At 45.1% G+C, this 25,177-nt stretch carries 19 protein-coding genes and 1 tRNA gene; 18 read left to right on the top strand and 2 right to left on the bottom strand.

What is annotated here, in order from left to right; genetic code table 11:
* Positions 1 to 41: 41 nt before the first annotated feature.
* Both ACUALS_RS09635 and ACUALS_RS09630 read left to right on the top strand, forming a co-directional pair.
* The gene (locus ACUALS_RS09635) at positions 42 to 989 is read left to right on the top strand and encodes a LysR family transcriptional regulator (protein WP_043887128.1); all 948 of its coding nucleotides are present in this window, start codon (positions 42 to 44) and stop codon (positions 987 to 989) included.
* A 221-nt stretch (positions 990 to 1,210) separates the two neighbouring features.
* Entirely contained in the window at positions 1,211 to 2,410 is a 1,200-nt protein-coding gene (locus tag ACUALS_RS09630) for a NupC/NupG family nucleoside CNT transporter (RefSeq protein WP_454448266.1), read from the top strand.
* 109 nt (positions 2,411 to 2,519) lie between these two features.
* Here the strand turns inward: ACUALS_RS09630 and folD are convergent, their stop codons facing one another.
* A complete protein-coding gene (gene folD, locus ACUALS_RS09625; RefSeq protein ID WP_454448265.1) occupies positions 2,520 to 3,380 on the bottom strand; it encodes a bifunctional methylenetetrahydrofolate dehydrogenase/methenyltetrahydrofolate cyclohydrolase FolD in 861 nt (286 codons plus the stop codon).
* 202 nt (positions 3,381 to 3,582) lie between these two features.
* Here folD and ACUALS_RS09620 point away from each other — a divergent pair.
* The 5 genes from ACUALS_RS09620 (at position 3,583) to ACUALS_RS09600 (ending at position 8,574) form a co-directional block, all read left to right on the top strand.
* Positions 3,583 to 3,659: transfer RNA gene (locus tag ACUALS_RS09620), tRNA-Arg, on the top strand.
* Positions 3,660 to 3,766: 107 nt separating this feature from the next.
* Complete coding sequence (locus ACUALS_RS09615) at positions 3,767 to 4,402, top strand: HAD-IB family hydrolase (RefSeq protein ID WP_005473389.1); 636 nt, start codon at positions 3,767 to 3,769, stop codon at positions 4,400 to 4,402.
* A gap of 130 nt (positions 4,403 to 4,532) precedes the next feature.
* Positions 4,533 to 5,018: an RDD family protein gene (locus ACUALS_RS09610; protein WP_005473332.1), complete on the top strand. Its 486-nt coding sequence runs from the start codon at positions 4,533 to 4,535 to the stop codon at positions 5,016 to 5,018.
* A 149-nt stretch (positions 5,019 to 5,167) separates the two neighbouring features.
* Entirely contained in the window at positions 5,168 to 5,776 is a 609-nt protein-coding gene (locus tag ACUALS_RS09605) for a DUF2913 family protein (protein ID WP_454448264.1), read from the top strand.
* Positions 5,777 to 6,030: 254 nt separating this feature from the next.
* On the top strand, positions 6,031 to 8,574 hold the full coding sequence (locus tag ACUALS_RS09600) for a beta-prism lectin domain-containing protein (RefSeq protein ID WP_454448263.1): 2,544 nt from the start codon (positions 6,031 to 6,033) through the stop codon (positions 8,572 to 8,574).
* A 35-nt stretch (positions 8,575 to 8,609) separates the two neighbouring features.
* Here ACUALS_RS09600 and ACUALS_RS09595 read toward each other — a convergent pair whose 3' ends face one another.
* Entirely contained in the window at positions 8,610 to 10,607 is a 1,998-nt protein-coding gene (locus tag ACUALS_RS09595) for a methyl-accepting chemotaxis protein (protein ID WP_454448262.1), read from the bottom strand.
* Between the two features lie 494 nt (positions 10,608 to 11,101).
* Here ACUALS_RS09595 and ACUALS_RS09590 point away from each other — a divergent pair, with 494 nt between their 5' ends.
* From ACUALS_RS09590 to ACUALS_RS09540, 11 genes are all read left to right on the top strand, one after another.
* Entirely contained in the window at positions 11,102 to 12,571 is a 1,470-nt protein-coding gene (locus ACUALS_RS09590; protein ID WP_454448261.1) for a protein adenylyltransferase SelO, read from the top strand.
* A gap of 154 nt (positions 12,572 to 12,725) precedes the next feature.
* On the top strand, positions 12,726 to 13,448 hold the full coding sequence (locus ACUALS_RS09585) for a response regulator (protein WP_038191538.1): 723 nt from the start codon (positions 12,726 to 12,728) through the stop codon (positions 13,446 to 13,448).
* A 3-nt stretch (positions 13,449 to 13,451) separates the two neighbouring features.
* A complete protein-coding gene (locus ACUALS_RS09580; RefSeq protein ID WP_454448260.1) occupies positions 13,452 to 14,900 on the top strand; it encodes an ATP-binding protein in 1,449 nt (482 codons plus the stop codon).
* 144 nt (positions 14,901 to 15,044) lie between these two features.
* The gene (locus tag ACUALS_RS09575) at positions 15,045 to 16,292 is read left to right on the top strand and encodes an ABC transporter substrate-binding protein (protein WP_005473443.1); all 1,248 of its coding nucleotides are present in this window, start codon (positions 15,045 to 15,047) and stop codon (positions 16,290 to 16,292) included.
* Positions 16,293 to 16,411: 119 nt separating this feature from the next.
* Entirely contained in the window at positions 16,412 to 17,335 is a 924-nt protein-coding gene (locus ACUALS_RS09570) for a carbohydrate ABC transporter permease (RefSeq protein WP_039627632.1), read from the top strand.
* The gene (locus ACUALS_RS09565; RefSeq protein WP_005473363.1) at positions 17,332 to 18,189 is read left to right on the top strand and encodes a carbohydrate ABC transporter permease; all 858 of its coding nucleotides are present in this window, start codon (positions 17,332 to 17,334) and stop codon (positions 18,187 to 18,189) included. The genes ACUALS_RS09570 and ACUALS_RS09565 overlap by 4 nt, the downstream gene beginning before the upstream one ends.
* Positions 18,190 to 18,194: 5 nt before the next feature.
* Entirely contained in the window at positions 18,195 to 19,310 is a 1,116-nt protein-coding gene (locus ACUALS_RS09560; RefSeq protein ID WP_331400028.1) for an ABC transporter ATP-binding protein, read from the top strand.
* Between the two features lie 532 nt (positions 19,311 to 19,842).
* Entirely contained in the window at positions 19,843 to 20,838 is a 996-nt protein-coding gene (locus ACUALS_RS09555; protein WP_005473321.1) for a TRAP transporter substrate-binding protein, read from the top strand.
* Positions 20,839 to 20,967: 129 nt separating this feature from the next.
* Entirely contained in the window at positions 20,968 to 21,654 is a 687-nt protein-coding gene (locus ACUALS_RS09550; RefSeq protein WP_454448259.1) for a TRAP transporter small permease, read from the top strand.
* Positions 21,655 to 21,657: 3 nt separating this feature from the next.
* The gene (locus ACUALS_RS09545; RefSeq protein ID WP_005473339.1) at positions 21,658 to 23,019 is read left to right on the top strand and encodes a TRAP transporter large permease; all 1,362 of its coding nucleotides are present in this window, start codon (positions 21,658 to 21,660) and stop codon (positions 23,017 to 23,019) included.
* Positions 23,020 to 23,182: 163 nt separating this feature from the next.
* Positions 23,183 to 25,135 (top strand): DUF3857 domain-containing transglutaminase family protein, encoded by a 1,953-nt coding sequence (locus ACUALS_RS09540; RefSeq protein WP_454448258.1) that lies wholly within the window; start codon positions 23,183 to 23,185, stop codon positions 25,133 to 25,135.
* Positions 25,136 to 25,177 lie beyond the last annotated feature (42 nt).

Here is a 25,177-nt window from a genome sequence, read left to right as displayed (position 1 = left end):
AGAGGGGCTCATAGGAGCTCCTTTTTTGTTTTGGAGTTTTTGTGTTATCAGAACGCGCGATGCAGATGGTGGTGTTTGCCGCCTTGCTCACTCATAAAAATTTTACCGCTGCGGCGCGCAGCCTGGGTGTTTCTGTTTCTCATGTGAGTAAACAGTTGGCACAGCTTGAAGAGTCGCTCGGTGTTAAATTGGTTCAACGCACTACGCGAACATTTACTCCAACGGAAGCAGGCGAAAATTTTTATCACCATTGCCAAAAAGTTGTGCGAACGATTGAAGAAGCGCAGCGAGAAGTGGAAAGCCAACGCGATGAAGTGGCAGGGCTGATTAAAATTGGCTTGTCGCAGTCATTTGGCACCCTTCATATTCTACCCGCCATTGACGATCTCAGAGTTCGTTACCCGAACCTGCAAGTCGAGATGCATTTGTTCGACTATCGCGTTGATATGCTCCAAGAAGGGCTGGATTTGTGGATAACCAACAACGAAACCTTACCTGAAGGTTATGTGGCGCAAAGGTTAGCTGATAGTCGATTCGTCGTAGCTGCATCACCAGATTACTTGGTTAAGCATAGTACGCCTCATCACCCAAATGAGCTTGTGCAGCACAATTGTCTGATTTATCGCAGTTGGGAGCGAGACTACACAAGCTGGGCGTTTTCGAAACCGGAAGAGCAACTGAATGTAAAAGTGTCAGGCAACTACTCGGTGGACCTTGCTGAAGCGGTTCGAGATGCGGCCGTAGCAGGGTGGGGAATTGCTTACTTAGCGACGTACCTAATACGAGATGAGTTCAAAAATGGGCAACTGATACAGCTTCTTCCTGATTGGCAAGCGAGCCAAGATATGCCTTTTTATGCCGTCTACCCTAGTCGTCGATACTTGCCGACCAAAACCGCCGCGGTGATCGAGTTTATTAAACAAAAAATCGGTGCTCCTTGCCATTGGGATAAGCGATTAGCGCCGTATTTGCAGGGGTTCAAGTCGTGAAAGCGACTCACGATATTGTTTCTGTTTTCAGAAACATCTTTTCTAAATGGAAATAATAAACAAGAGCAAACGTTTAAACTGATTAAAAACAGCGTGTTATATCCATGGTGATTAATTGCGCAATGGAAAGTACACTCCATTAACAACTGTGATTTGCATCTCATTTTTAAGCGAATATTATCCGACGCCAATCTTGTTCCCCCAATTTTGTCGGATCTTTTATGAATTCTATTCTTGGTATCGTAGCCATCTTGTTTTTAGCATGGCTACTTTCTACAAACAGAAAAAGTATCAACCTTAAAACGGTATCGCTGGCGTTTGCGCTTCAAGTTTCTTTCGCATTGCTCGTCTTGTATGTCCCTGCGGGAAAAGATGCACTTAATAGCGTGACGGGCGCGGTGTCTAACTTAATCAATTATGGCCAAGAAGGTATAGCGTTCTTGTTTGGCGGCCTTGCAACGGGTGGCTTCACCTTCGCCATCAATGTATTGGGCATCATCATTTTCTTTTCCGCGCTAATTTCTGGTTTATACCACATTGGAGTAATGCCAAAAGTGATCAACTTTATTGGTGGCGGGCTCCAAAAGTTACTAGGAATCGGTCGTGCAGAATCACTTTCAGCAACGGCGAATATTTTTGTTGGCATGATTGAAGCGCCTCTTGTTGTTAAACCGTACTTAAAGCACATGACGGACTCTCAGTTTTTTGCTGTGATGGTTGGTGGTCTCGCTTCTGTTGCTGGTGGCACGTTGGTGGGCTACGCATCACTCGGTGTTGATCTTAACTTCCTGATTGCAGCGGCATTTATGTCAGCACCTGCGGGTCTTTTGATGGCGAAAATTATGGTGCCAGAGACACAAACCGCAGACGCAGAAATAGACATGAACAATGTCGAAATGCCACGCGCGACCAATGTGGTTGAGGCGATGGCAGACGGCGCGATGGCGGGTTTACGCATCGCCGTTGCGGTTGGTGCAACCTTGCTGGCGTTTGTTAGTGTGATTGCCATGCTAAACGGTATGCTTGGTTGGGTTGGTAGCCTGATGGGAATGGAACTCAGCTTTGAGCTAATCTTGGGGTATCTGTTTGCTCCTGTCGCGTGGCTGCTTGGCGTTCCTTGGAATGAAGCGATTACCGCAGGCTCTTTGATTGGTAACAAAATCGTGGTTAACGAGTTTGTCGCATTTATTCAATTAATGGACGTTAAGGCCCAACTGAGTGAACATTCACAAGCAATTGTCACTTTTGCTTTATGTGGATTTGCCAATATTTCAACGATGGCAATGTTGATTGGCGGTTTAGGCAGCGTTGTCCCTGAAAAGCGCCCATTTATTTCTAAATTCGGCTTTCGAGCGATTGCCGCAGGTGTGATGGCGAACTTAATGAGTGCGTCGATTGCGGGCGTTATCTTGAGCCTATAAGCATCGCGAACAGTATTTGCCAATGCTCTAAGCACCACTAATTAAGTAAACATTAAAAAGGGGTTGATGTGCTATCACATCAACCCCTTTTTTGGTTGCTTAAGAGCCGTTACTTCTTAGTGTGAAACTGCTCACAGGCAATCATGGTGTTTTCGATAAGGCTTGCTACTGTCATCGGACCAACGCCACCAGGAACAGGGGTAATGAAACTCGCGTTTTCACGGGCTTTGTCATACTCCACATCGCCTACCAACTTTCCTGACTCCAAACGGTTGATACCCACATCGACCACGACCGCGCCTTTTTTAATCCAATCACCGGGGATAAAGTTCGGTTTACCAACAGCAACCACAACAACGTCTGCTTGGCGAACATGGCCTTCTAAGTCTTTAGTAAAACGGTGACAAGTCGTGGTGGTGCAGCCAGCTAACAGGAGTTCAAGTGTCATAGGGCGACCCACGATGTTTGAAGCGCCGACCACAACAGCATGCTTGCCGCGCAGTTCAATGTTGTAACGGTCAAGTAGCGTAATGATGCCTTTTGGTGTGCACGAACGAAGTTTTGGAATGCGTTGTGCCAATCGCCCTACGTTATAAGGGTGGAAACCGTCCACGTCTTTTTCAGGCGCAATGCGCTCAAGAACATGTGTTGTATCAATGCCGGCCGGAAGTGGCAGTTGAACCAAAATACCGTCAATCTCAGAATCTTTGTTCAGTTCATCAATTAGCGCGAGCAACTCTTCTTCCGATGTGGTTGCAGGAAGGTCAAAAGACTTGGATACGAAGCCAACTTCTTCACAAGCACGACGTTTGCTACCGACATAGACTTGAGAAGCGGGATCTTCACCCACGAGTACCACAGCAAGGCCTGGGGCGCGCAAACCGTTCTCGATACGAGCTTTTACACGTGCTGCAACTTCGGATCGAACAGTTTGGGAAATGAGAGTTCCATCTATATTTTGAGCAGTCATGACTTTCCTTTTGAATTGATAAGGCAAATTATTTGCGCAGCATTGTCGCAGAAATTCAGTTTAACATCCATACGCAAACGTTTGCTTTGTGGTGTTTTTGAGCGCTTATTGATTTGATGACCTTTTTTTAGGCATTCAGATCAGAATGTTATGAAAACCCGTTGATTTAAGCGTTTGAACTCGTATAATCCTCCCCTGTAGCGCGCCCTTAGCTCAGCTGGATAGAGCACGTCCCTTCTAAGGATGTGGTCATAGGTTCGAATCCTATAGGGCGTGCCATTTATTCGAAAAGCCCCGATAACTCAATGAGTTGTCGGGGCTTTCGCGTTTTGGAAGCAATGTTTTATGCTTTGGCTAGAGATGCTTTTATCGTAAAGAAGAAATGTATGAGCACGATGCGAAATTTAGCCCTCTTTGATTTTGATGGCACCATCACCAGCGAAGATACCTATTCAAAATTTCTATATTTTGCCACACCTAAGCCACGGCTTGTTATTGGGTTATCTTTCATATGGCCTGCGATTGCTTTATATCGATGTGGAGTGTTACCCGCCAGCCGTTTGCGACCTGTACTCTCATTTCTGGCTTTTTGTCGACGTGATGTAGACGAGGTAGAGTGCCTTGCAAAACGGTTTACCCAACAATATTTACCAAGCGTGATCAGAGAAATCGCTCAAACGCGTATCGATTGGCATTTAGAACGTGGCGATGATGTTTTTGTTGTGTCGGCAGGCGTGAACCCGTATTTGAGTATCTGGACTGAAAATCAAGGTATCAAGTTGGTGTGTAGTGAGCTCACTAGACGCAATGGTCGATTCACTGGTCGCTACCAAGGTGGTGACTGCAGTCGCGAGAACAAAGTTCGGCTGCTAGCAAGTCGTGTGGATGTTTCCGCTTACACTAAGGTCTTCGCTTATGGCGATACCTTCGAAGATGTCCCCATGCTGCGTATTGCTGATGAAAGCTACCTTAACTGGAAACCATTCGGTGAAGTAACGCCTGACTCCATTAAAGCATCTTAAAAAAGAAACGCTTGCAGCGAGTTTTCACTAAAATAAAATCTATATCGAAACGTTACATATTAGTTCTGCTGATAAGTTAAATAGCAGTCAATATGCCTAAAGATGTCACGGAAATAAGGTGTAACGTTTTATGGAACAAGTCCAAGATAGTTCTGAACTTCAACTGCAACTTGCCAGCCGAGGTTCTCGCTTAGTCGCTGCGTTGATAGATTCTATCGTCTTATCTATTTTCATACTTCCCTTGATGTACTTTACGGGAGGATTTGAGAGTTTTACTCAATCTCCCCCGACAGAGCCAAGTTGGGGGTACCTATTTTTACTAGGTATTCTCAACTTCATTTTATTTGCGATTATCAACCGTAATTTACTGCGAGATAAAGGCCAGACAATTGGCAAAAAATGGATGAAGATAGGAATTCGCAATCAACAGGGGGATCTACCCAAGCTTAACGAGTTACTGTTCAAACGGTACGCCTACTATTTTTTGATTGGTTATGTACCGCTTATCGGTGGTGTGATAAGCCTTGTTGGCGTTTTGCTCATCTTTGGTAGTTCTAGACGTTGTTTGCACGATATCATTGCCTCGACGCAAGTTATTCGTTTGAATGATTGTTAACTCAAAGGCAACCGCCATACTATAGCAACGCAGATTAGCGTTGCTTTTTTGTTTCTGTACATACGCAACGCTTTTCGGTAGCATGACCTCCCTTCCATGAATGAACAGTGTTTGTTCAGCTTCGATTTTAGTTCTTCAGTTTAGACATCATGCGCAGTATTCACACTAAAATTAAACCTGAGTTTGAGCCTTTGTTGTCAGAGCTTGCGCTGCATGCACTGCTTCATCTATACACGAGTAACGCAGGTAAGGTCTCACTCAAGCGCTCACGCAGCGATGTGAATGATGTCATTTCAGGCTGGCTCAACAAGGCATCTAACAGTAAGAAATATAAGCCGTTTAAGAAGAAGATCCGTTCGCTTGTTACTCACGCACGCTCACAACGTCTCGACATGGAAGCGATGTTGGAAAATTTGTTACCGCCTGAAGGTGGGGATGAGTTACCTCATCTTGACAGTTTTCTACTGCTCATCAATACACTAGAGAAAGAGCTAAATACGACGGTACTGGTATCAAGTCCGGAAGCCGTCGACCTTCAGTTTAATCCAAAAGGGTGTTTGCTGTGTGTATTGTCTCAAGATCTGAATGCGCATTTTAGCGAACGTAACCGCTTTATCGCCGATATTTCGATGTTGTTCCGTGGTACCAACGGTGAGAAACATGCTTTCTTAAGAACGATTTACTCATCCTCAATTTTTGAACATAAAGTCGAATTTGAAGATGGGGAGTTTGTGAGGATAACTTTAGTGCTTCGCTAATTAAACGTAGTGCAACTAAAGTTTATTTATCTCTGGGTTGTTTCTCCCAATAACGCTTATTAAAAATGAGTTAGCGGGTTTTTAATAAAAAATGGTTTTATATTATCATTCTCCCTTACGAGTTACTTACTGATTATAAGTGTATCAATAATGAGATGTCTCATTATTGAACAGAGATTCCCCCCATCTATTATTGAAGTCTTTCTTATATCCAACGATATTCTCGCTTCCTAAAATAAAAAAGGAAGTCCGTAATGGAACACAAATATATTTCCCTGACAGCAGTGTTAATATCGTTGAACTCAATGACGGTTTTTGCTTCTGCTGAAGAAGGTGTAGGTTGTATTGTTAGCAAAGAAACTGGAGATAAATACTGTTTAAACGTAGGGGAGCGCTCAGGTTATTCTCTCCCCTCTTTTATTTATGAACATGAAGTTGATGTTTATGCTGGTGCCGGCGCAGGGGTGATGCTTAGTGATTGGGACAATTTATCCTATAACCGTTTGGCGGTTTTTACTGGTTATACTCCCAATTCAGAACTAGAAGCTGTAAAAGCATATAATGGTAAAGTACTAGACTTCTCTGCACCTCGTTCAATGCGAGTTGTTTCTCGCTCTCCTGAAGTCGAACCAGTATTGGCTTGGTCTTGGCAAGGAAGCAGCTTCATGCCGGAATATGACCAAGTGATTGTTTCTCCGGTTGTTGTGCAGTTGAACGATGATAACAACGATGGAAGTATAGATAACCAAGATACTGCTGATATTATCGTCATTACGTTTAAGGATAATCAATATACCGACGGCGGATTAGTTCGTGCGCTGAGTGGTGTCGACGGCAGTGAAATTTGGGATTACAGCAACGGTGGTGTTATTGCCGATGCGAGGTATTCAGTAGCAGCTGGTGATCTCGATGGAGATGGAATTGTCGAAATCATTACCAGCAATCGAGGAAGTACTCACTACAACGTTCTCGATAACGCAGGTAACCTGAAGAAAAAAATTGACAAAAACCAGACGGGTGGCCGTACTATTGGACAAGTTAGTATTGCAGATTTGAATAACGATGGGACTGTCGAAATTATTGCACCAGATGGTGTCTATAATTATGACTCTGGTCTGTCACTATTTAGTTATGCTTGGACGCCTTCCCCTATATCTATCGATTTTGATAGTGACGGAAAACAAGAAGTATTTGCCGATCAAACTCTATTTGACAGAAATGGTGGGGCGATTTGGAACCATCAATCAGCGAGTAAGGTTTGGTTTTCTTCTGTCGCGAATCTAGATAGCGATGTTAGCCCTGAATTAATTGTTTCGTCGCCAGCTTCCAAGTCCACATCTGAAAACAGTTTCATCTCCGTTTTAGAACATGATGGGACCGTCAAATGGAGTGTAAATAATACAAGTAACCCTGGTGGAGGAGTGCAAGCTGTTTCCAATTTCTTGGGATACCCTGTTGAAACCGTAGTGAAGGAATCAGATCTTTTTGGCTTCGAGTATGGTGATGATAAGCGCTTAGCTGTGGGTAATGACAGCTTGTTGTACGTAAACTCTGGTCTGGCTATCGATGCGGTTGGTACAACACCGACAAATTTATTTGGTGGGAATGGTGGCCACACTAATAGCCCCGTAGACCTTACTGAGGTACGTAAAATAGCCATTACTTCGGGCAAGTATTATTGGGGCGGTAAACACTTATTGGCATTGAAATTCTTTATGAATGATGGAACTACGGAGATGTTTGGGTCCAAGAATTCATCTTTCTGGCAGCAAACGGATTATTTCCATGTTCCGCAAGACAGCGAAATCAGCGCGGTGAATGTTTGGTCAAATGGCTGGTTAGTTGAGGCTTTGCAGTTTGAACTTACTTCGGCACAGTCAATTAACAGTACTGGTATCGTGTACGCTGGTTACAACGCCGTAGATATGTACGACCGTACTGGGCAATTGGTTTGGTCTGTACCTAACGATGACTCAAGTAGTGGCAAAATAGGCGTATCTGCTTATGATTTTGATGGCGATGGTATTGATGAGGTACTTGTTCAGGATCATATGCGAGTAAGAATCTTAGATGGTCGAAGTGGTCTTGTGCTAAATGAAATTACAAATTCGACTGGCACGTTGTGGGAGTCACCGGTTGTCGCGGATTTAGCTGGTGACAACAATGCAGAACTTATTGTTGTTGCTAATGACTACGACTCAAGATACTCGTTCAACCATGGCGTATACGTATTTAAGTCCGCGGATCTTAACAAGCCTTGGAAAAACGCTACTCGAATTTGGAACCAACATTCTTTCCATCAATCGAACATCACGCAAGAAGGTGCTATTCCTAGCAAGTATGAGCCTAGTTGGTTGACGCACAATACGTATCGTTCGAGTACATTACCGACGAAGAAGGGTACAGGTACTGACATCATCGGTTTCCCAACAGGTAAGCCTACCAACGTAGATTTGGATGATGAGCTTTACGTACGATCTGGCTGGATGATCGATGCTTTAGGCGAAGATGATGACGAAATGGTTGGCGGACCAGGTGGTGTTCTTGGTATCCCTGTTGACTTAGAAAAGGTAGCGAAAATTGAAGTAACTTCAGGCACGTTTTACTGGGGTGGAAATCATATCGTTGCACTGACGTTTACCTATCATGATGGAACTGTCCTGTTTTATGGATCAAAGCATTATGCCCATTCTCAGAAAACAGATATTGTTGAAATTCCTTCGGGTGAAGAGCTTGAAGAGATCAATGTTTGGAGTTCTGGACGGTATGTTGATGCAGTACAATTTATTCTAGATTAATCGAAACAAATGCCAGCGTTATCGCTGGCATTTTTCTACGCCAACTTAAACTCCTGTAATTGATCGTGAACTTGGGCTACTTCAGTTTTATAGTTTGTGACAATACTATCCATGTTCGCTGCAAGTTCTCCTGTCCTTAAGGCAATTTCCGCCAGAACATCGATATCTTTATCAACATCTTCACTCGCTTTGGATTGCTCCGTTGTTGAATTGGCGATGCTAGTTATGTGTTGATTTACGGTTTCAATGAGATGTTCGAGTTGTGAAATGCTCTCATTTACATCAGATACGGAAGTGAAAGTTGCATCAGTGGCCTCACGGCTTTTATGCATATTACTAACTGCCGTCTGCGTGTTAGTGGTGATGTTGCCCAGCAGTTGAGAGATATGCTCGGTTGCTTCTTTACTTCGCTGTGCCAAATCGCGCACTTCAGAAGAAACTACAGCGAAACCTCGGCCATGTTCGCCTGCTCGTGCCGCCTCTATTGCGGCATTCAAGGCCAAGAGATTGGTTTGTTCAGATATGCCATTGATGGTGTCGACTATTTTGCTGACACTCTGTGCATCTTTTTCGAGTTTGGCCATGCACTCTTGAGTCTGCTCTATTTGTGAAACTAAGGCTTCGACTCTTTGATAAGAGTTACGGCTTTGGGACTGGCAACTCAATACCTTGTTGGTCATTTGCTCTGTTTCCCGAAGTGCTCGCTCTGAAGAGGAAGCGATTTCAAGGCTAGACTGAGAAAGTTGTGTCATCGCTGTGGCAATGTTGTTGCATTTATCATTGGTCTTTCGGCTGCTATCGCCCAAATCACTTGCACCTTTAACAATATGGTCCAAGCGCTCGTTACTGTGGTCGTTGGTTTCTCTGATGCTGCCTAGTAGTTTTTTGATACTTTTTGTCAGGTCATTAACACTTTGAGATATGTGGCTCAACTCGTTATTTCCCGTATCAGGCAACTGTATGCTGAGGTTACGTTGGTTGGACATGTTGGAAAGGTTGCCTGTCACCATATTGACTTGCTGGCGGAGCCCGCGTACTGAGATCAAAACGCCAAACATGAGTATGGTGCTGATCCCAAATGCAGCAGCAATAATCAGGCTCATGTTAAAGGCCGCGCTGTCAGCTTGGTTATCTGAAATCACGACCATCTGATCCTTAATGCCGTTGCGGATAGCGTTAATTAATTTAATTCTATCCGTCGCCATAGCAAACCAAGCCGATGGCTCTGGTCCGGTAAGCGCAGCAAGCGTACCTTTCTGGTCGAGAAATTGCTGTTGGATCGTTTCAACTGATTGCCAAGCTGGTTGTTGTTTGGCTCTTGTCAACTGGTCTAGGAGGTGACTTGGAAGTGTAATCTTGGCTTGCCGCGCAGCATAGTCGCCAGATGCTAGATAGTTTTGGATGGCAACATATTGCCCTATTGTTGAATTTTTGCGAGAAAAAGCACCGTTTAGAGCGCCTCGGACCTGACCCGCTCTTTCTTTCATCTCCATGACGGCGATCAGACTTTTACTTAGGCTGACAACCTCTGGGTTCGATAGTTCGCCACTGATGATAGACGCGTTATCAATTGACAACTGATTCAAGTTGGAATAGTACCCAAACGGAGACAACTTAGGTGAGAGAGTATCGACCTGACGACGTACCTCATTCAACTTCGCCAGTTCATTGGCGACATCTGATTTTAGCTTGGTTTGCCAAGGGAGTGGCAAAGTGTCGTCTGAGAATGACATTAATTTTTGAACGTGTTGATCGGCCTTTTTACGATGAGCAATCAGAGCCTTCACTTGCTCAGGATTGCCCTTACTACCCAACACTCCGGCGCTCAGACCACGCTCGACCGCAAGGTTATGGGCAAGATTGTCATAAAGTAAAATCAATTCAGTCGCAGACTTGTCGCTGTTGGCGTTTTCTAAGGTAGTTCGATAGTTGAGGACTAACTCTAGCGCCAGCGATAGCGAGATAAGAATGGGTATCCCTGCAAGAAATAGCACTAAGTGATTAAGGCTAAACCTGTGAATTAAAGTATTCATTAACGCTCCTAGCAAGACTGTTGTTGTTATTCAATTAGTATAAGACGTTAAAATGGGAAGGCGTTGTACGTAGAGATTAAATTAAGAAAAATGAATAGGTTCGCACTTGTTGTGTGATCGAGTTCATATGTTGTTCATGGGCAGCATTTCAAAGTACTTGGTGTAATGTCATAAAAAGTTCATTGAATACAATATTGAGGTTTATTCAATAATTCATCATATTGTAATGACTATGTAACAAAATAAGGAGTGCCTATGCAGCATCAAGAAATGATTCAACCCACTCATCTTGGCGTGATCAGCCGAACTTGTTTGTTTTCTATTTTTGCTATTTTCTTCGTCTTTGCTTTTATCTAAACCCTAACTGAACTAAGCCTTAGTAAGTTTGTGGTTACTTACTTCTTCTTCACTTATTAGGGCGGTTCACTGGCTCTTGGCGATAAGGTTGTGATATTTTTGCTGTATCCGCCTATTGTTAAAGAGTTGTATACCAAATGCCTCTGCTTATCCCCAATTTATCCAATCGATATGCTGAATTACCAAATGCCTTTTACTCCTTGGTGGATCCTCAACCACTGGAAAACAGCCATTGGATAGCATGGAATAGCGTATTGGCCGAGCAACTTGGCTTACCTGAAAATCAGCCAAGTGGTGATCTGAAATACTTTCTTTCGGGAGAAGGGGACTATCAGACAACCCCAGTACTCGCAATGAAATATGCAGGTCATCAGTTTGGTAGCTATAACCCTGATTTGGGTGATGGTCGCGGTTTATTGCTTGGGGAAGTGACGTCGCCCACTGGGCAAATGTTCGATATTCACCTAAAAGGTGCGGGACTCACTCCTTATTCCCGTATGGGAGATGGTAGGGCGGTACTACGTTCGACGATTCGTGAATATCTTTGTAGCGAAGCGATGGCAGGGTTGGGTATTCCTACCACTCGCGCTTTAGGGATGTTGACCAGTGATACCCCAGTTTATCGAGAGCGAGTGGAAAGTGGCGCTTTGTTGCTGCGTGTTTCTGAAAGCCACATCCGATTTGGTCACTTCGAGCACTTTTTCTACACCAATCAATTAAGTGAGCTGAAACTGCTGGCTGATAAAGTGATCGAGTGGTATTGGCCAGAATGCTTAGATAGCGAATCTCCTTATGCCGCGATGTTTGCAACCATAGTCGAGAAAACCGCACACATGATCGCCTATTGGCAGGCATATGGTTTTGCTCATGGCGTGATGAATACCGACAACATGTCGATCTTGGGTCAGACGTTTGATTATGGTCCGTTTGGGTTCTTGGATGATTATGAGCCGGGCTACATCTGTAACCACTCCGATTATCAAGGTCGATACGCTTTTGACCAACAGCCCAGAATAGGTCTTTGGAACCTATCGGCTCTAGCGCACGCGTTGTCGCCCATTATTGATAAGAGCGAACTTGAACAGGCTCTGAGCCAATTTGAAGTAACTCTGGGCAAAAAATTTAGCCGACTGATGCGAGCAAAGCTCGGCTTAAATTGCAAGCTGGAGCAGGATAGCCAACTGTTCAACGCGATGTTTGAGCTACTTCACCAAAACCGAGTCGATTACACACGGTTTATGCGTGAACTCTCCAACCTTGATACTCAACCTATTCAAAACGTATCAGATCTGTTTATTGATCGAGAGGCCGCGAATGCTTGGCTTGAACTCTACCTTGCTCGTTGTGAATGTGAGGTGGACGAGGAGGGGCAGGTCATCTCATCGGAAACACGTTGTGAAAAAATGCGTCAGGTAAATCCGAAGTACATACTGAGAAATTACTTGGCTCAAATCGCTATTGATAAAGCAGAGCAGGGTGATTTCAGTGAAGTAGAAGCGCTTGCTGAACTGCTAAAACATCCATTTGATGAGCAACCCGATAAAGACGCCTATGCGAATCTGCCTCCGGAATGGGGCAAGAAGATGGAAATCAGCTGTTCGTCTTAACAAGATGAATGGCTGATAGATCTGTTTTTATTCGCATGACAAACTTGTGAACCTCGTCTGCACTTTGTTCAAATTATGCAAAATAATCAATCAGCTTCTGAGTACCATCTCACTACACTAATAGCCAAGCATCATTGGTAATGAATTAGGGTTTATGAGCGCTAAAATACTTGTTGTAGATGACGATCAAGAGATTCGAGAACTGTTAGACGAATATCTAACTAAGTCGGGCTACCTTGTAGATACGGTCGCAGATGGGGAGCAGCTTAAGCTATACCTAGAGCAAACTGGTTATCCAGAACTGGTTTTGTTAGATGTAATGCTACCAGGCGATGATGGCTTTACCTTGTGCCAATATATTCGTCGAGAGTCTAGCGTTCCGATCATCATGCTCACTGCGGTATCGGATGAAACGGATCAAATCATCGGCTTAGAAATTGGCGCTGATGATTACATCGCCAAGCCGTTTAACCCGAGGCAGCTTGTTGCGCGCATCAAAGCCGTGTTGCGTCGGGTGCAATTGAGTGACGACAAACCAGCAGATGCGCTCCCTAAACATATCACCTTTGGCGATTGGCGCCTTGATACCCTCGCACATAAGATTATCCACCTTGAAAATGGCCAAGAGCATGATTTATCTGGCAGTGACTTCGCGCTTTTGATGTTGTTTTTAACTCGTCCGAATGAGGTCTTAGACAGGGATACGATTTCATTTGCCACTCGCGGTAGAGAAGCGTTGCCGTTCGAGCGCGGAATTGACGTTCAATTAAGTCGCTTGAGAAACCGTCTAGGCGACAGTGGTAAATACCCCCAGTACATCAAAACCATGCGGGGTAATGGATATATTCTGGCTGTGCCTGTCACTATCGAGCATTAACGAATGCTGAGTTTACTGCGTCTCATCAAGCCAAACTCACTGGTGACTCGCACCTTGGGTCTTGCGTTGTTGGCGGTGGTGTTGGCGCAGGGAATCGCGACCGCCATTTGGTACAGCGAGTCAAAGCAGAAGGAACTGGCGGGTATTCAAGATGCGTCGCAAAGCATGGCTAATATGTTTGCCTCCACGGTGACCTTCTTTCAGTCTCTGCCCGTGCGCTACCGACACATCGTTTTGGACCAAATTCGCAATATGGGTGGGACGCGATTCTTCGTCTCGTTTAATAAAGAAAAGCTGATTGTTGAACCGATAGAAGATACTCGTCTAAAACAGGCTTCGATCCAAGCCGTGTCTTCTGTGTTGAATCAAAAACTCACCAAGGTGGACTCAATTTCCGTCGATTTCTCGCGCCCTGATAATCTGCGGCTCCTCAAAAATGACATTTACCTGCACGATCTTCCGAAATCTTGGGCGCATCATACGTTAACCTTGTCTCCGATAGACCCTCCAATATTGGTGGTTCAAATTGAACTGAGCAGTCATGAATGGGTGTACATAGCGGCGTTATTGCCCGCACCGTATGTGACTTTGGATGATACGGTTATCGCTCGCGAGCAAATTGTCTTTTTAATTCTTTCAACGACTCTGTTATTGGGTTTGACCTATTTACTGATGCGTCGCCAAGTCAAACCGTTGAAGCGATTAGCCAAAGCGGCGAATGAAATGAGTATGGATATCGATCAGCCTCCGCTTGCTGAAGAAGGGGCAAGTGAATTAGTCACAGCGACTCGGGCTTTCAATCGAATGCAGCAACGTATACGGCGTTATGTCGCGGATAGAGAACATCTGTTTTCGTCCATCTCTCATGATCTAAAAACCCCGATAACTCGTCTTCGTTTACGTGCTGAACTTCTGGAAAATGACACAAAGCGCAGCAAATTTAATAAAGACCTCGATGAGTTGGAAATGATGGTCAAGGGGGCGCTGCAATGTGTCAGAGACACTGACTTACACGAAAACAACGCCTTTATTGACCTCAATGAGATGATCTTGTCTGTGATTGAACCCATGAACCACAGAGTGCAAGTCGTGGCGTTCGTGCCGGTTCCGATGGATCCGATCGTTGCTAAACCATTGGCGATGAAACGGGTCATCACCAATATTCTCGATAACTCCGTCAAGTACGGTACCAGCGCCGAGATATCCATCGGCGTTTCAGATGAGTGGATTACCATCACGGTTGATGATGCCGGCCCTGGCATTCCCGAAGAGAAACAAGAGCAAGTGTTTGAGCCCTATTTTAGGTTGGCTGACGATGACCAAGGACATGGTTTAGGGCTTGGAATCTGCCGCAACATTCTCCATGGACATGGTGGAGATCTCATTATTAGCAATCTTCCTAACGGCGGTCTTCGCGCGCAACTCTTTATCCCACCTAGCTTAGAAGTCTAATGTAACTTTCTTGTTACATTGGCTTTACGCTTTGTTTCAATCAAAAAATTCTATTTGGATAGACTCCATAGTGTTCAAGCACGAAGTGAACGGGTCAGGAATGTGGTCGGCCCTGATTTCTAATCCAATACATGGAAGATAACAATGAAAATGAATAAAACCCTACTTACTTTATCGCTCTTGTCTGCCTCTGCTCTTTCTCATGCGGGAGAAGTGGAAGTGCTTCACTGGTGGACTGCGGGCGGTGAGGCCAAATCTGCTGCTGTACTGAAAGAGATGCTCGAAAAGCAAAACCACACATGGAAAGACTTTGCGGTTGCAGGTGGCGGCGGTGAGTCCGCGATGACGGTATTGAAAACGCGTGCGGTCTCAGGAAACCCTCCTTCAGCGGCGCAAATCAAAGGCCACGATATTCAGGAGTGGGGCGGATTAGGTTTCTTAACGTCTTTGGACAAAACAGCGAAAGCAGAACAGTGGGATTCAATCCTTCCATCAGTCGTGACTAAAGTCATGAAGTTCGATGGCGAGTACGTGGCGGTTCCTGTTAACGTTCACCGCGTAAACTGGTTATGGGCAAACCCGGAAGTATTGAAAAAATCGGGCGTTGAATTGCCAACCACATTAGACGAGTTCTTCGCAGCGGCAGAAAAGATCAAAGCGGCTGGCTTTGTACCGCTCGCGCATGGTGGCCAACCTTGGCAGGATGCAACCGTCTTTGAAGCCGTTGCTCTGGATGTACTTGGCAGCGAAGATTACAACAAAGCCTTTGTTGACCTAGATATGGATACCTTGTCAGGCGATAAGATGGTAGAGGTGTTTACCAAGTTTAAGAAAGTGCGCGACTACATTGATGCGAACTCTCCGGGCCGTGACTGGAACGTAGCAACCTCTATGGTCATCAACGGTGAAGCGGCGATGCAAATCATGGGCGACTGGGCGAAAGGAGAGTTCTCTGCAGCGGGCAAAGTACCGGGCAAAGATTACATCTGTGCTCCTGCGCCGGGTACGGATGGCCAGTTCACGTTTAATATCGACAGCTTTGCGTTCTTTGAACTGAGCAATGCAGCGAATCAACAAGCTCAGCAAGATCTGGCGAAAACCATTCTAACCAAAGAGTTCCAAGAGGTGTTTAACCTTAACAAGGGCTCTATTCCGGTACGTCTTGATATGGACATGAGTAAGTTCGACCAATGTGCGCTGGACTCAATGGCAACGTTCAAGGCAAGCGCGAAATCTGGCGACCTAGTGCCGAGTATGGCGCACGGCCTATCGACGACAAGTTACGCTCAAGGCGCAATTTATGATGTCGTTACCAACTTCTTCAACGATGACTCCGCAGACCCTAAAGAGGCGGCTCAGAAGCTAGCAAAAGCGGTTAAAGCGGCAATCTAACTTAGTCGTTAGAACACTCATCACCCCCAAAGGGCGAGTAGGCTTGTGGGGAGCCTATTCGCCCTTTCCTTAATCTCTAACCCGGATTTAGGTTAGATAAGATGACGTAAGGATTCGTTATGGAGCATGTTGTATCTCGGTATGCCAATAAGTCTGCGCCAAAGCCAAGCTTTGCTGACAGATTGCAGCGCTGGCTACCGAAAATCGTTCTTGCGCCGACCATGTTAGTCACCGTGGTGTGTATCTACGGTTATATTTTTTGGACGGCTGCACTTTCAATGACCAACTCTCGCTTTCTACCAAGCTTCAATTTTGCTGGCTTTATTCAGTATGAAAAGTTGATGGACAATGATCGTTGGCTCACTTCAATTACTAATTTAGGTATCTTTGGCCTGTTATTTATGCTGATTGCGATTGGTCTTGGCGTTGGTCTTGCGATATTGCTTGACCAAAATATCCGCCAAGAAGGGGCAATCAGAACCATTTACCTTTACCCAATGGCCCTCTCGTTCATTGTGACGGGCACCGCATGGAAGTGGATTTTAAACCCGGGGCTTGGCATCGAGAAGTTGATGCAAGATTGGGGATTTACGGACTTTAAATTTGATTGGCTAGTGGATTCCGAAATGTCGGTTTATACACTGGTTATTGCCGCGGTTTGGCAATCTTCAGGTTTTGTTATGGCGATGTTTCTTGCTGGGCTACGCGGCATCGATTCTTCAATCATCAAAGCAGCACAAATTGATGGTGCAAGCCTGCCAACCATTTACTGGAAGATCATTTTACCTTGCTTGCGCCCCGTGTTTTTCAGTGCCGTTATCATTACCTCTCATATTGCGATTAAGAGCTTCGACTTGGTGACCGCAATGACGGCTGGTGGTCCAGGTTATTCGTCGGATTTACCGGCTTTGTTTATGTACGCACACTCATTCACTCGTGGTCAAATTGGTCTAGGCGCTGCCAGTGCCATGATGATGTTAGCGGGTATTTTGGCGATTCTCGTGCCGTATCTGTACTCAGAACTTAGGGAGAAAAAATCATGACCAACAACATGAATTTTGCCCGCCTATTTATTTACGCATGCCTCATCTTTTTCTGTGTTGTCTATTTGATGCCGCTGTTTGTGATGGTGATAACTTCGTTCAAGACGCTACCTGACATCAAAGCAGGGAACTTAATGTCGCTGCCGAAAGAGTGGGTGTTTGATGCTTGGTATAAAGCGTGGGATAGCGCCTGTACGGGGGTGAAATGTGAAGGGGTGAAAGGGTATTTCTGGAACTCATTCCAGATGGTGATCCCAGCGGTAGCTATTTCTACGTTACTTGGGGCGTTTAATGGTTACGTTGTGACCAAGTGGCAGTTTCGTGGCTCTAACCTGTTTTTCAGCTTGCTGCTCTTTGGTTGCTTTATTCCGTTTCAGGTGATTTTGCTCCCTATGGCGGCGGTGCTTGGTAAATTAGGTTTGGCCAACACCACAACGGGGCTCGTGATTGTTCACGTCATTTACGGTATGGCTTTTACTACCTTGTTCTTCCGTAATTTTTATATTGGCATTCCAGACGAATTGATTAAAGCCGCCAAACTTGATGGCGCGGGCTTCTTTACCATTTTCTTCAAAATCCTATTGCCGCTGTCGACACCTATCATCATGGTGACGGTCATTTGGCAATTTACCGCAATTTGGAATGACTTCTTATTTGGTGTGGTCTACTCAGGCTCGGAGACACAACCTATAACGGTTGCCCTTAACAACCTTGTTAACACCAGTACGGGAGTTAAAGAATACAACGTAGATATGGCCGCGGCCATTATCGCAGCTCTGCCAACACTCCTTGTCTATGTACTGGCAGGAAAATATTTTGTTCGCGGCCTAACGGCAGGATCAGTAAAAGGATAATTACCATGGCGACACTAGAACTTAAACAGATCCGCAAAACGTACCCAAAGGCGGAACAAGAAACACTGAAAGGCATTGATATCAGCATCGACTCTGGTGAGTTTTTGATTCTGGTCGGCCCATCTGGGTGCGGTAAATCGACCTTGATGAACACCATTGCAGGACTAGAAGGGATCAGTGGTGGAGAGATCGTGATTGATGGCCGCGATGTGTCTCAAGTTGAACCTAAAGACCGTGATATAGCGATGGTATTCCAGTCTTACGCGCTGTACCCGAACATGACGGTGCGCGGAAATATCGCGTTTGGCCTCAAGATTCGTAAGATGCCAGATAACGAAATTGAAGAAGAAGTACAGCGCGTGGCAACCATGCTGCAAATTGATCATTTACTTGATCGTAAACCGTCGCAGTTATCTGGTGGTCAAAGACAGCGTGTAGCGATGGGCCGTGCGTTAGCGCGCCGACCTAAGCTCTACTTGTTTGACGAACCGTTGTCTAACCTAGATGCAAAGCTTCGTGTCGAGATGCGCCATCAGATCAAGCGGCTTCATCAACAGCTCAACACCACTATTGTCTACGTAACGCACGATCAAATCGAAGCCATGACGCTCGCCGATCGCATTGCTGTGATGAAAGATGGCGAGCTGCAACAGCTTGGCACACCGCATGAGATCTACACCAAGCCGAACAATATGTTTGTTGCAGGCTTTATGGGCTCTCCATCAATGAACTTCATTAGGACCATGGTAGACCTTGATGACCACGATCAGCCGGTGATTAAGGTCAAAGGGAGTAACGATCAAGAGCATCACATCAAACTGCCACCTTCAATGCGTGAGCAAGATGGCAAGGAAATTGTGATTGGCCTGCGTCCAGAGCATATTACGGAGTCTGAAAATCCAGACTCATCGGCTTCAACCATGTTGAATCTCCAGCTTGAAGTGTTGGAGCCAACAGGACCAGATACTATTGCGATGATTAAAGTGAATGACCAAGAAGTCGCGTGTCGTCTATCTCCAGAGTTTGAGGTGAAAGTCGGGCAAGTAGCACCACTTCATTTTGACTTGTCCAAAGCGGTGTTCTTTGACGCTCAGACCGAGCAGCGTATCGACTTCAATTGATCGTCAATTTGAGTGCACTCCTGAGTAAAGTCACGGGGGATTGATCAGGTTTGGCTTGCTACCTGATTTGGGAGTGCACTCATCCCCAGCTCTTTTTTGATAAAGATGTTAATAAAAGCCCTGATAGCGACTATGCTTAAAGGGAAGTTAGGAGTTAGCGCAGTAAGCACGCGTAGCTGACTTTGATGGAGGGGAGGGACTGCATGCTTTAGTCTCCTTTGCATACTCCCTCTCCTCACATTTTCTTGTTTTCCTCTCTCTTACAATCACTCAACCCAGATTTTCCCACCCTTAGTTGCGTTTCTAAAAACACGAGTGGATTGCTACCCATTTGACTCATTTCAATGAGTGGATTTCCACCCAAAAAAAACCGAATTGAGGTTTGCAGAGAAACATAATCTCCAAGGCGTTTGCTGTTAACTCTTTGTTAAATAATGGTAAGTTACACAAATGTTAAAGTTGGCTTGATAGTTGCCCTTGTATAGGTACAACACCCAGTGATGGGGTTGTCCAATTAACAAGGAGAATAATAATGTTTAAGCCATTGACCCTACTATCTGTTTCGATTCTTGCTGTCACCAGTTTTAACGCTGCTGCAAACTGTGACCCAGGTGAAACAGTGATTAAATTTAGTCACGTAACGAATACAGATAAGCACCCGAAAGGGATTGCGGCTTCATTACTTGAGCAACGTGTTAACGAAGAGATGAATGGAAAAGTGTGTATGCAGGTTTTCCCTAACTCCACACTCTATGATGATGACAAAGTGCTTGAAGCGTTATTGAACGGCGACGTGCAACTTGCTGCCCCTTCTTTATCAAAGTTTGAAAAGTTCACGAAAAAATACCGTATCTTTGACCTTCCTTTCCTATTTGAAGACGTTGACGCCGTTGATCGTTTTCAAAACTCAGAAGCGGGTGAAAAACTAAAGAACTCGATGAAGCGTCGCGGCTTGCAAGGTTTGGCGTTTTGGCACAACGGTATGAAACAGATGTCGGCTAACCAACCGCTGCTCTCACCTGAAGACGCGAAAGGACTTAAGTTCCGTGTTCAGGCGTCAGATGTTTTGGTTGCGCAGTTTGAACAACTTGGCGCAAACCCGCAAAAAATGTCATTTAAAGAAGTGTATGGCGGTCTGCAAACTAAAGTTATCGACGGTCAAGAGAACACTTGGTCAAACATCTACGGTAAGAAATTCTTCGAAGTACAAGACGGCATTACCGAAACCAACCACGGTATTTTGGACTACCTTGTTGTGACATCAAACGACTTCTGGAAAGGCCTTCCAGCAGACCAACGCGACCAGCTAAACACCATCATCCAAGAAGTGACGGCAACGCGTAACGCGGAATCAACCAAAGTTAACCTTGCGAATAAAAACAACATCATTGAAGCGGGTGGTGAGGTTCGCACGTTAACGCCAGAGCAGCGCCAGCAATGGGTAGCAGCTCTGCAACCGGTCTGGAAGAAATTTGAAAAAGACATCGGTTCGGACTTGATTGAAGCGGCGTTAGCTTCAAACCAGTAGTGGTTTAAGTCAACCTGAAAATAACTATAACGATCCCCCTAACTATTGGCCCTCTTGTCGGGAGGAGGGCCTTTCTTTCCCTGTCATGCCGAGCTGGTTAGCCAGTTTGGTCTATAAAGCGATGTAACTATGGAACAGTCAATTTTTGCCAGAATAGGTAGAGTGACCGACGCCATCGAGGAAACGCTGATTGCTTTTTTCCTTGGTGCGATGACTTTGCTCACTTTTGCTAACGTAATTTTTCGATATGTCTTTAACGACAATATTCTTTGGGCCTTGGAACTTACCGTTTTCCTATTCGCATGGATGGTGCTTGTTGGCGCATCTTACGGCGTGAAAAAACACTTTCATATCGGTGTCGATGTCGTCATCAACTTGGCACCTGAGAAGCTTCGCAGAATTTACGCACTCATCGCGGCGGCATGCTGTTTGACCTTTTCTATTTTGCTTTTGATTGGCTCTTGGAACTATTGGTATCCATTTGCGACAGAGCGTGCGTGGTATGAAACAGACGATATTCCAATGCCTGAAATGCTGCAGTTTTTAGCCGATTGGCTCAACGAAGGTGAGCGCTATGAAAAACTGCCACGCTTTATCCCTTATATGGCGCTGCCAATTGGGATGGCGCTAATGACATTCCGTTTTGCGCAGATCACCGTTCAAATCGCCACTGGTAAGCTTGATCGCCTGATTGCTGGCCACGAAGCAGAGGAGGAGTTAGAAGCGCTCAAAGAAGAGTTAAAAGATGCGGGAGAGGCAATGGAGCCTAAATTTGCAGCCAACTCTGACAATAACGATAAGAGCAAGGAGAGCTAAACCATGGATATTTTGTTTCTATTCGTAATGGTGGTTGGCTTTATGCTAATTGGCGTGCCAATCGCCGTATCATTGGGCCTGTCGAGTATACTGTTTTTGATGATGCATTCGGATGCCTCGTTGGCGTCGGTCGCTCAAACCCTATTTAATGCGTTTGCTGGTCACTACACCTTACTGGCGATTCCATTCTTTATTCTGGCATCGAGTTTTATGTCTACCGGCGGTGTTGCGAAACGTATTATCCGTTTTGCGATTGCAATGGTTGGCTGGTTCCGAGGCGGTTTAGCGATGGCTTCCGTGGTCGCATGTATGATGTTTGCGGCTCTTTCTGGGTCTTCACCAGCAACGGTCGTCGCGATTGGTAGTATCGTTATCGCAGGGATGATCAAAAACGGCTATTCGAAAGATTTCGCCGCCGGGGTGATTTGTAACGCTGGTACGCTAGGCATCTTGATCCCACCTTCAATTGTCATGGTGGTTTACGCCGCAGCAACCGATGTGTCGGTGGGTCGTATGTTCCTTGGCGGTGTTATTCCTGGTCTGCTTGCCGGTGTGATGCTAATGATTGCCATCTACATTGCGGCGCGCATTAAGAATCTACCTAAACAGCCATTTGTTGGTTGGGGTGAAATGTTTGCTGCGGCGAAAGATGCAAGCTGGGGTTTACTGCTAGTAGTAATCATCCTCGGTGGTATCTATGGCGGTATCTTCACACCGACAGAAGCGGCCGCAGTAGCTGCGGTTTACTCTTTCTTTATCGCGAACTTTATCTATAAGGACATGGGGCCGTTCGCAGACAAGAAAAATACTAAGCCTGCGATCGTCAAAGTATTCCAAGCGTTCGTGCATAAAGACACAAAGCATACTCTGTACGATGCAGGTAAGCTGACTATTATGCTGCTGTTTATCATCGCTAATGCTTTGATCTTAAAGCACGTGTTGACGGAAGAGCGCATTCCGCAAATGATCACAGAGTCTATGCTATCAGCCGGCCTTGGGCCAATTACCTTCTTGATTGTGGTGAACGTATTGCTCTTGATTGGTGGCCAGTTTATGGAGCCATCAGGGCTGTTGATCATCGTAGCGCCATTGGTATTCCCAATTGCGATTGCACTCGGCATTGACCCTATTCACCTAGGTATCATGATGGTGGTGAACATGGAGATAGGTATGATCACCCCGCCGGTTGGGTTGAACTTATTTGTAACCGCCGGGGTCGCTAAGATGTCGATGATGCAAGTGGTGAAAGCGGCACTGCCGTGGGTTGCAGTTATGTTCCTCTTCCTCATTATTGTTACTTATGTACCTTGGGTATCGACATGGTTGCCAACCACTTTAATGGGACCTGAGATCATAACAAAATAACGTGACTTGCAAGAATTAGCCTCGCTTAACCGCGGGGCTTTTTTTTGTTCTATTCGTTGTTTAATTAATCAGTTGGGTGGCGAGGGGAATCGAAAATGATTACTATGCGCAAAGTATTCATTTTATAAATGAAAAAGTTAGAAATACAAAAAACGGATATTAAATGAAACGACAGTGGTTATGGCTTGTTGCTTTAGTGATAAGTAGTGTGCAGGCAGAAGAAATAGAAATCTCCCCGGTACCAAGTTGGGTGGTCGAACAATCATTTGAAGCGCAGGCTCAGCGTAAAGATAGAGTAGATGGCAGCATCTACATGCTGGTTTCTAATCAGTTTAATGCGTTATCAAATACACCGACGTTTTATAGTCGTTACGTCACTCAAGCAGTGAACTCTGAAGGAGTAGAGAGCAACTCTCAAATCGCGATAGACTTCGATCCTAGTTATGAAGAAGTGGTGCTCCATAATGTCAAAGTGTGGCGTGAGGGCAAACCTTTGGAACGGTTATCTAGTATTGACGTCAAGCGATTCAAGCGCGAAGTCGATCTAGAAAAGTTGCTTTATAGTGGTCAAGAAACCTTCTACATCGTGATTAACGATGTTCAAGAAGGGGATATCATTGATTATAGCTACTCGATTAAAGGGCTGAATCCGGTCTTTAATGGCAAAGTTGACCGTTGGATAAAAATGGGCTGGAGTGTGCCGGTTCTAAAGACTTACGCAAGAGTTCTAACGCCTAAGGATAGCCAATATACCGTTAATCGATACGGTGACAGCCGACACCTAAAAGCTGAAATTAACCAAGATGGTAAAACTGTTGAGCATATTTATTCTGATGCACGTCGTTCATACAGCTATCTAAATGAAGCGGATCAACCAGATTGGTTTATTGAGTACCCATATATCAATATCAATAACTATGAGAATTGGGCAGATGTCGTTTCTTGGGCTTTGCCTCACTACCAGATAGACGCCCAAGGTAGTAAGTTTGCTGCTGAAGTGAGTAAACTGAAAGCTATTGAAGACCCAGAGAGACAAGTGATTGCTGCGATTAAACTTGCTCAGCAATCGATACGCTATTTGGGGATAGAAAATGGTATTGGCTCCCATGCTCCTAGACAACCGGAGCAAACTTTGCAGCAAGGGTATGGAGATTGTAAAGATAAGTCAGTGTTGTTGACAGCTATGCTGCGGGAGCTGGGTATTGAAGCAAACCCTGCACTAGTGAGTACCGTATACCGTAAGCATCTAGCCGGGCAACCTTCAGGGCATAGCGCATTCAACCATGTTATTGTCACCTTCTATTTTCAGGGCAAGACCTTTTGGATTGATCCTACCCAAACAGAGCTGTCGGATAGCCTGGCCACAATGACTCAATCTGAGCTTGGTTATGGTTTGATCATCAAACAAGGTGAAATTTACCCGACGCTTATCGACACAAATAACCTCAATCAAGTTGAAACGACATCCACCTTTAAAGTAGCTTCTCATGAGAATGGTGCTTCAACGCTACACGTAGAAACGACTTACAAGGGCAAACAGGCTGACAGAATGAGGCGTTATCTTTCGGCTAACTCAATTGAGCAAGTGATGGACGAATTTGAAGGCTTCTACAACAAACACTATGAAGGTATCTCTGCTTCTAAGAAATTCTATTATTTCGATGACTTAATGAAGAATGAACTGTACATGACAGAGAATTATGACATCGAGAAAATGTGGTACCTGAATGAAGATGATGACCCACAGTTTGAGGTGTATGCAGACGTGATTGGTGCAAATGTGTATGTGTCAGAAGCGAAACGGCGCAGTACTCCTTTTTACATAGGGAGACCAGTCAAAGTTGCCCAAACCATGGTGATTGAGTTGCCATCACCTTGGAAAATTACTCCAGACGAGCTCAAAGTAAACAATGAGGCATTCGATTTTTCACTGTCGCTTAATGGAGAAGAGGGAAACTGGTTATCAAAAGTTTCAGGCGAGTATCGTCAGGTAAGGATTCATTACCAGCTTGAAAGAAAGCAGCCAGGTGTTATGCCGAATGCGCTTAAAGAGTACAATCAACAAATAGAGCGAGCATCAGAAAGCGTGGTATATCAGTTCACGCGCTACGAATAACGAGCAAAACTAAGCTCCTATCTTATTAATTTGGCTAGGGGC

This window comes from Vibrio sp. NH-7 (assembly GCF_053643215.1).
This window is presented reverse-complemented; position numbering and strand designations above follow the sequence as displayed.

Excerpts from the sequence above, each read along its gene's own strand:
- folD (WP_454448265.1), bottom strand. The coding sequence starts at position 3,380 with ATGACTGCTCAAAATATAGATGGAACTCTCATTTCCCAAACTGTTCGA.
- ACUALS_RS09540 (WP_454448258.1), top strand. The coding sequence starts at position 23,183 with ATGAAACGACAGTGGTTATGGCTTGTTGCTTTAGTGATAAGTAGTGTG.
- ACUALS_RS09615 (WP_005473389.1), top strand. The coding sequence starts at position 3,767 with ATGAGCACGATGCGAAATTTAGCCCTCTTTGATTTTGATGGCACCATC.
- ACUALS_RS09545 (WP_005473339.1), top strand. The coding sequence starts at position 21,658 with ATGGATATTTTGTTTCTATTCGTAATGGTGGTTGGCTTTATGCTAATT.
- ACUALS_RS09565 (WP_005473363.1), top strand. The coding sequence starts at position 17,332 with ATGACCAACAACATGAATTTTGCCCGCCTATTTATTTACGCATGCCTC.
- ACUALS_RS09610 (WP_005473332.1), top strand. The coding sequence starts at position 4,533 with ATGGAACAAGTCCAAGATAGTTCTGAACTTCAACTGCAACTTGCCAGC.
- ACUALS_RS09590 (WP_454448261.1), top strand. The coding sequence starts at position 11,102 with ATGCCTCTGCTTATCCCCAATTTATCCAATCGATATGCTGAATTACCA.
- ACUALS_RS09605 (WP_454448264.1), top strand. The coding sequence starts at position 5,168 with ATGCGCAGTATTCACACTAAAATTAAACCTGAGTTTGAGCCTTTGTTG.
- ACUALS_RS09580 (WP_454448260.1), top strand. The coding sequence starts at position 13,452 with ATGCTGAGTTTACTGCGTCTCATCAAGCCAAACTCACTGGTGACTCGC.
- ACUALS_RS09555 (WP_005473321.1), top strand. The coding sequence starts at position 19,843 with ATGTTTAAGCCATTGACCCTACTATCTGTTTCGATTCTTGCTGTCACC.
- ACUALS_RS09585 (WP_038191538.1), top strand. The coding sequence starts at position 12,726 with ATGAGCGCTAAAATACTTGTTGTAGATGACGATCAAGAGATTCGAGAA.
- ACUALS_RS09600 (WP_454448263.1), top strand. The coding sequence starts at position 6,031 with ATGGAACACAAATATATTTCCCTGACAGCAGTGTTAATATCGTTGAAC.
- ACUALS_RS09575 (WP_005473443.1), top strand. The coding sequence starts at position 15,045 with ATGAAAATGAATAAAACCCTACTTACTTTATCGCTCTTGTCTGCCTCT.
- ACUALS_RS09560 (WP_331400028.1), top strand. The coding sequence starts at position 18,195 with ATGGCGACACTAGAACTTAAACAGATCCGCAAAACGTACCCAAAGGCG.
- ACUALS_RS09550 (WP_454448259.1), top strand. The coding sequence starts at position 20,968 with ATGGAACAGTCAATTTTTGCCAGAATAGGTAGAGTGACCGACGCCATC.
- ACUALS_RS09570 (WP_039627632.1), top strand. The coding sequence starts at position 16,412 with ATGGAGCATGTTGTATCTCGGTATGCCAATAAGTCTGCGCCAAAGCCA.
- ACUALS_RS09595 (WP_454448262.1), bottom strand. The coding sequence starts at position 10,607 with ATGAATACTTTAATTCACAGGTTTAGCCTTAATCACTTAGTGCTATTT.
- ACUALS_RS09630 (WP_454448266.1), top strand. The coding sequence starts at position 1,211 with ATGAATTCTATTCTTGGTATCGTAGCCATCTTGTTTTTAGCATGGCTA.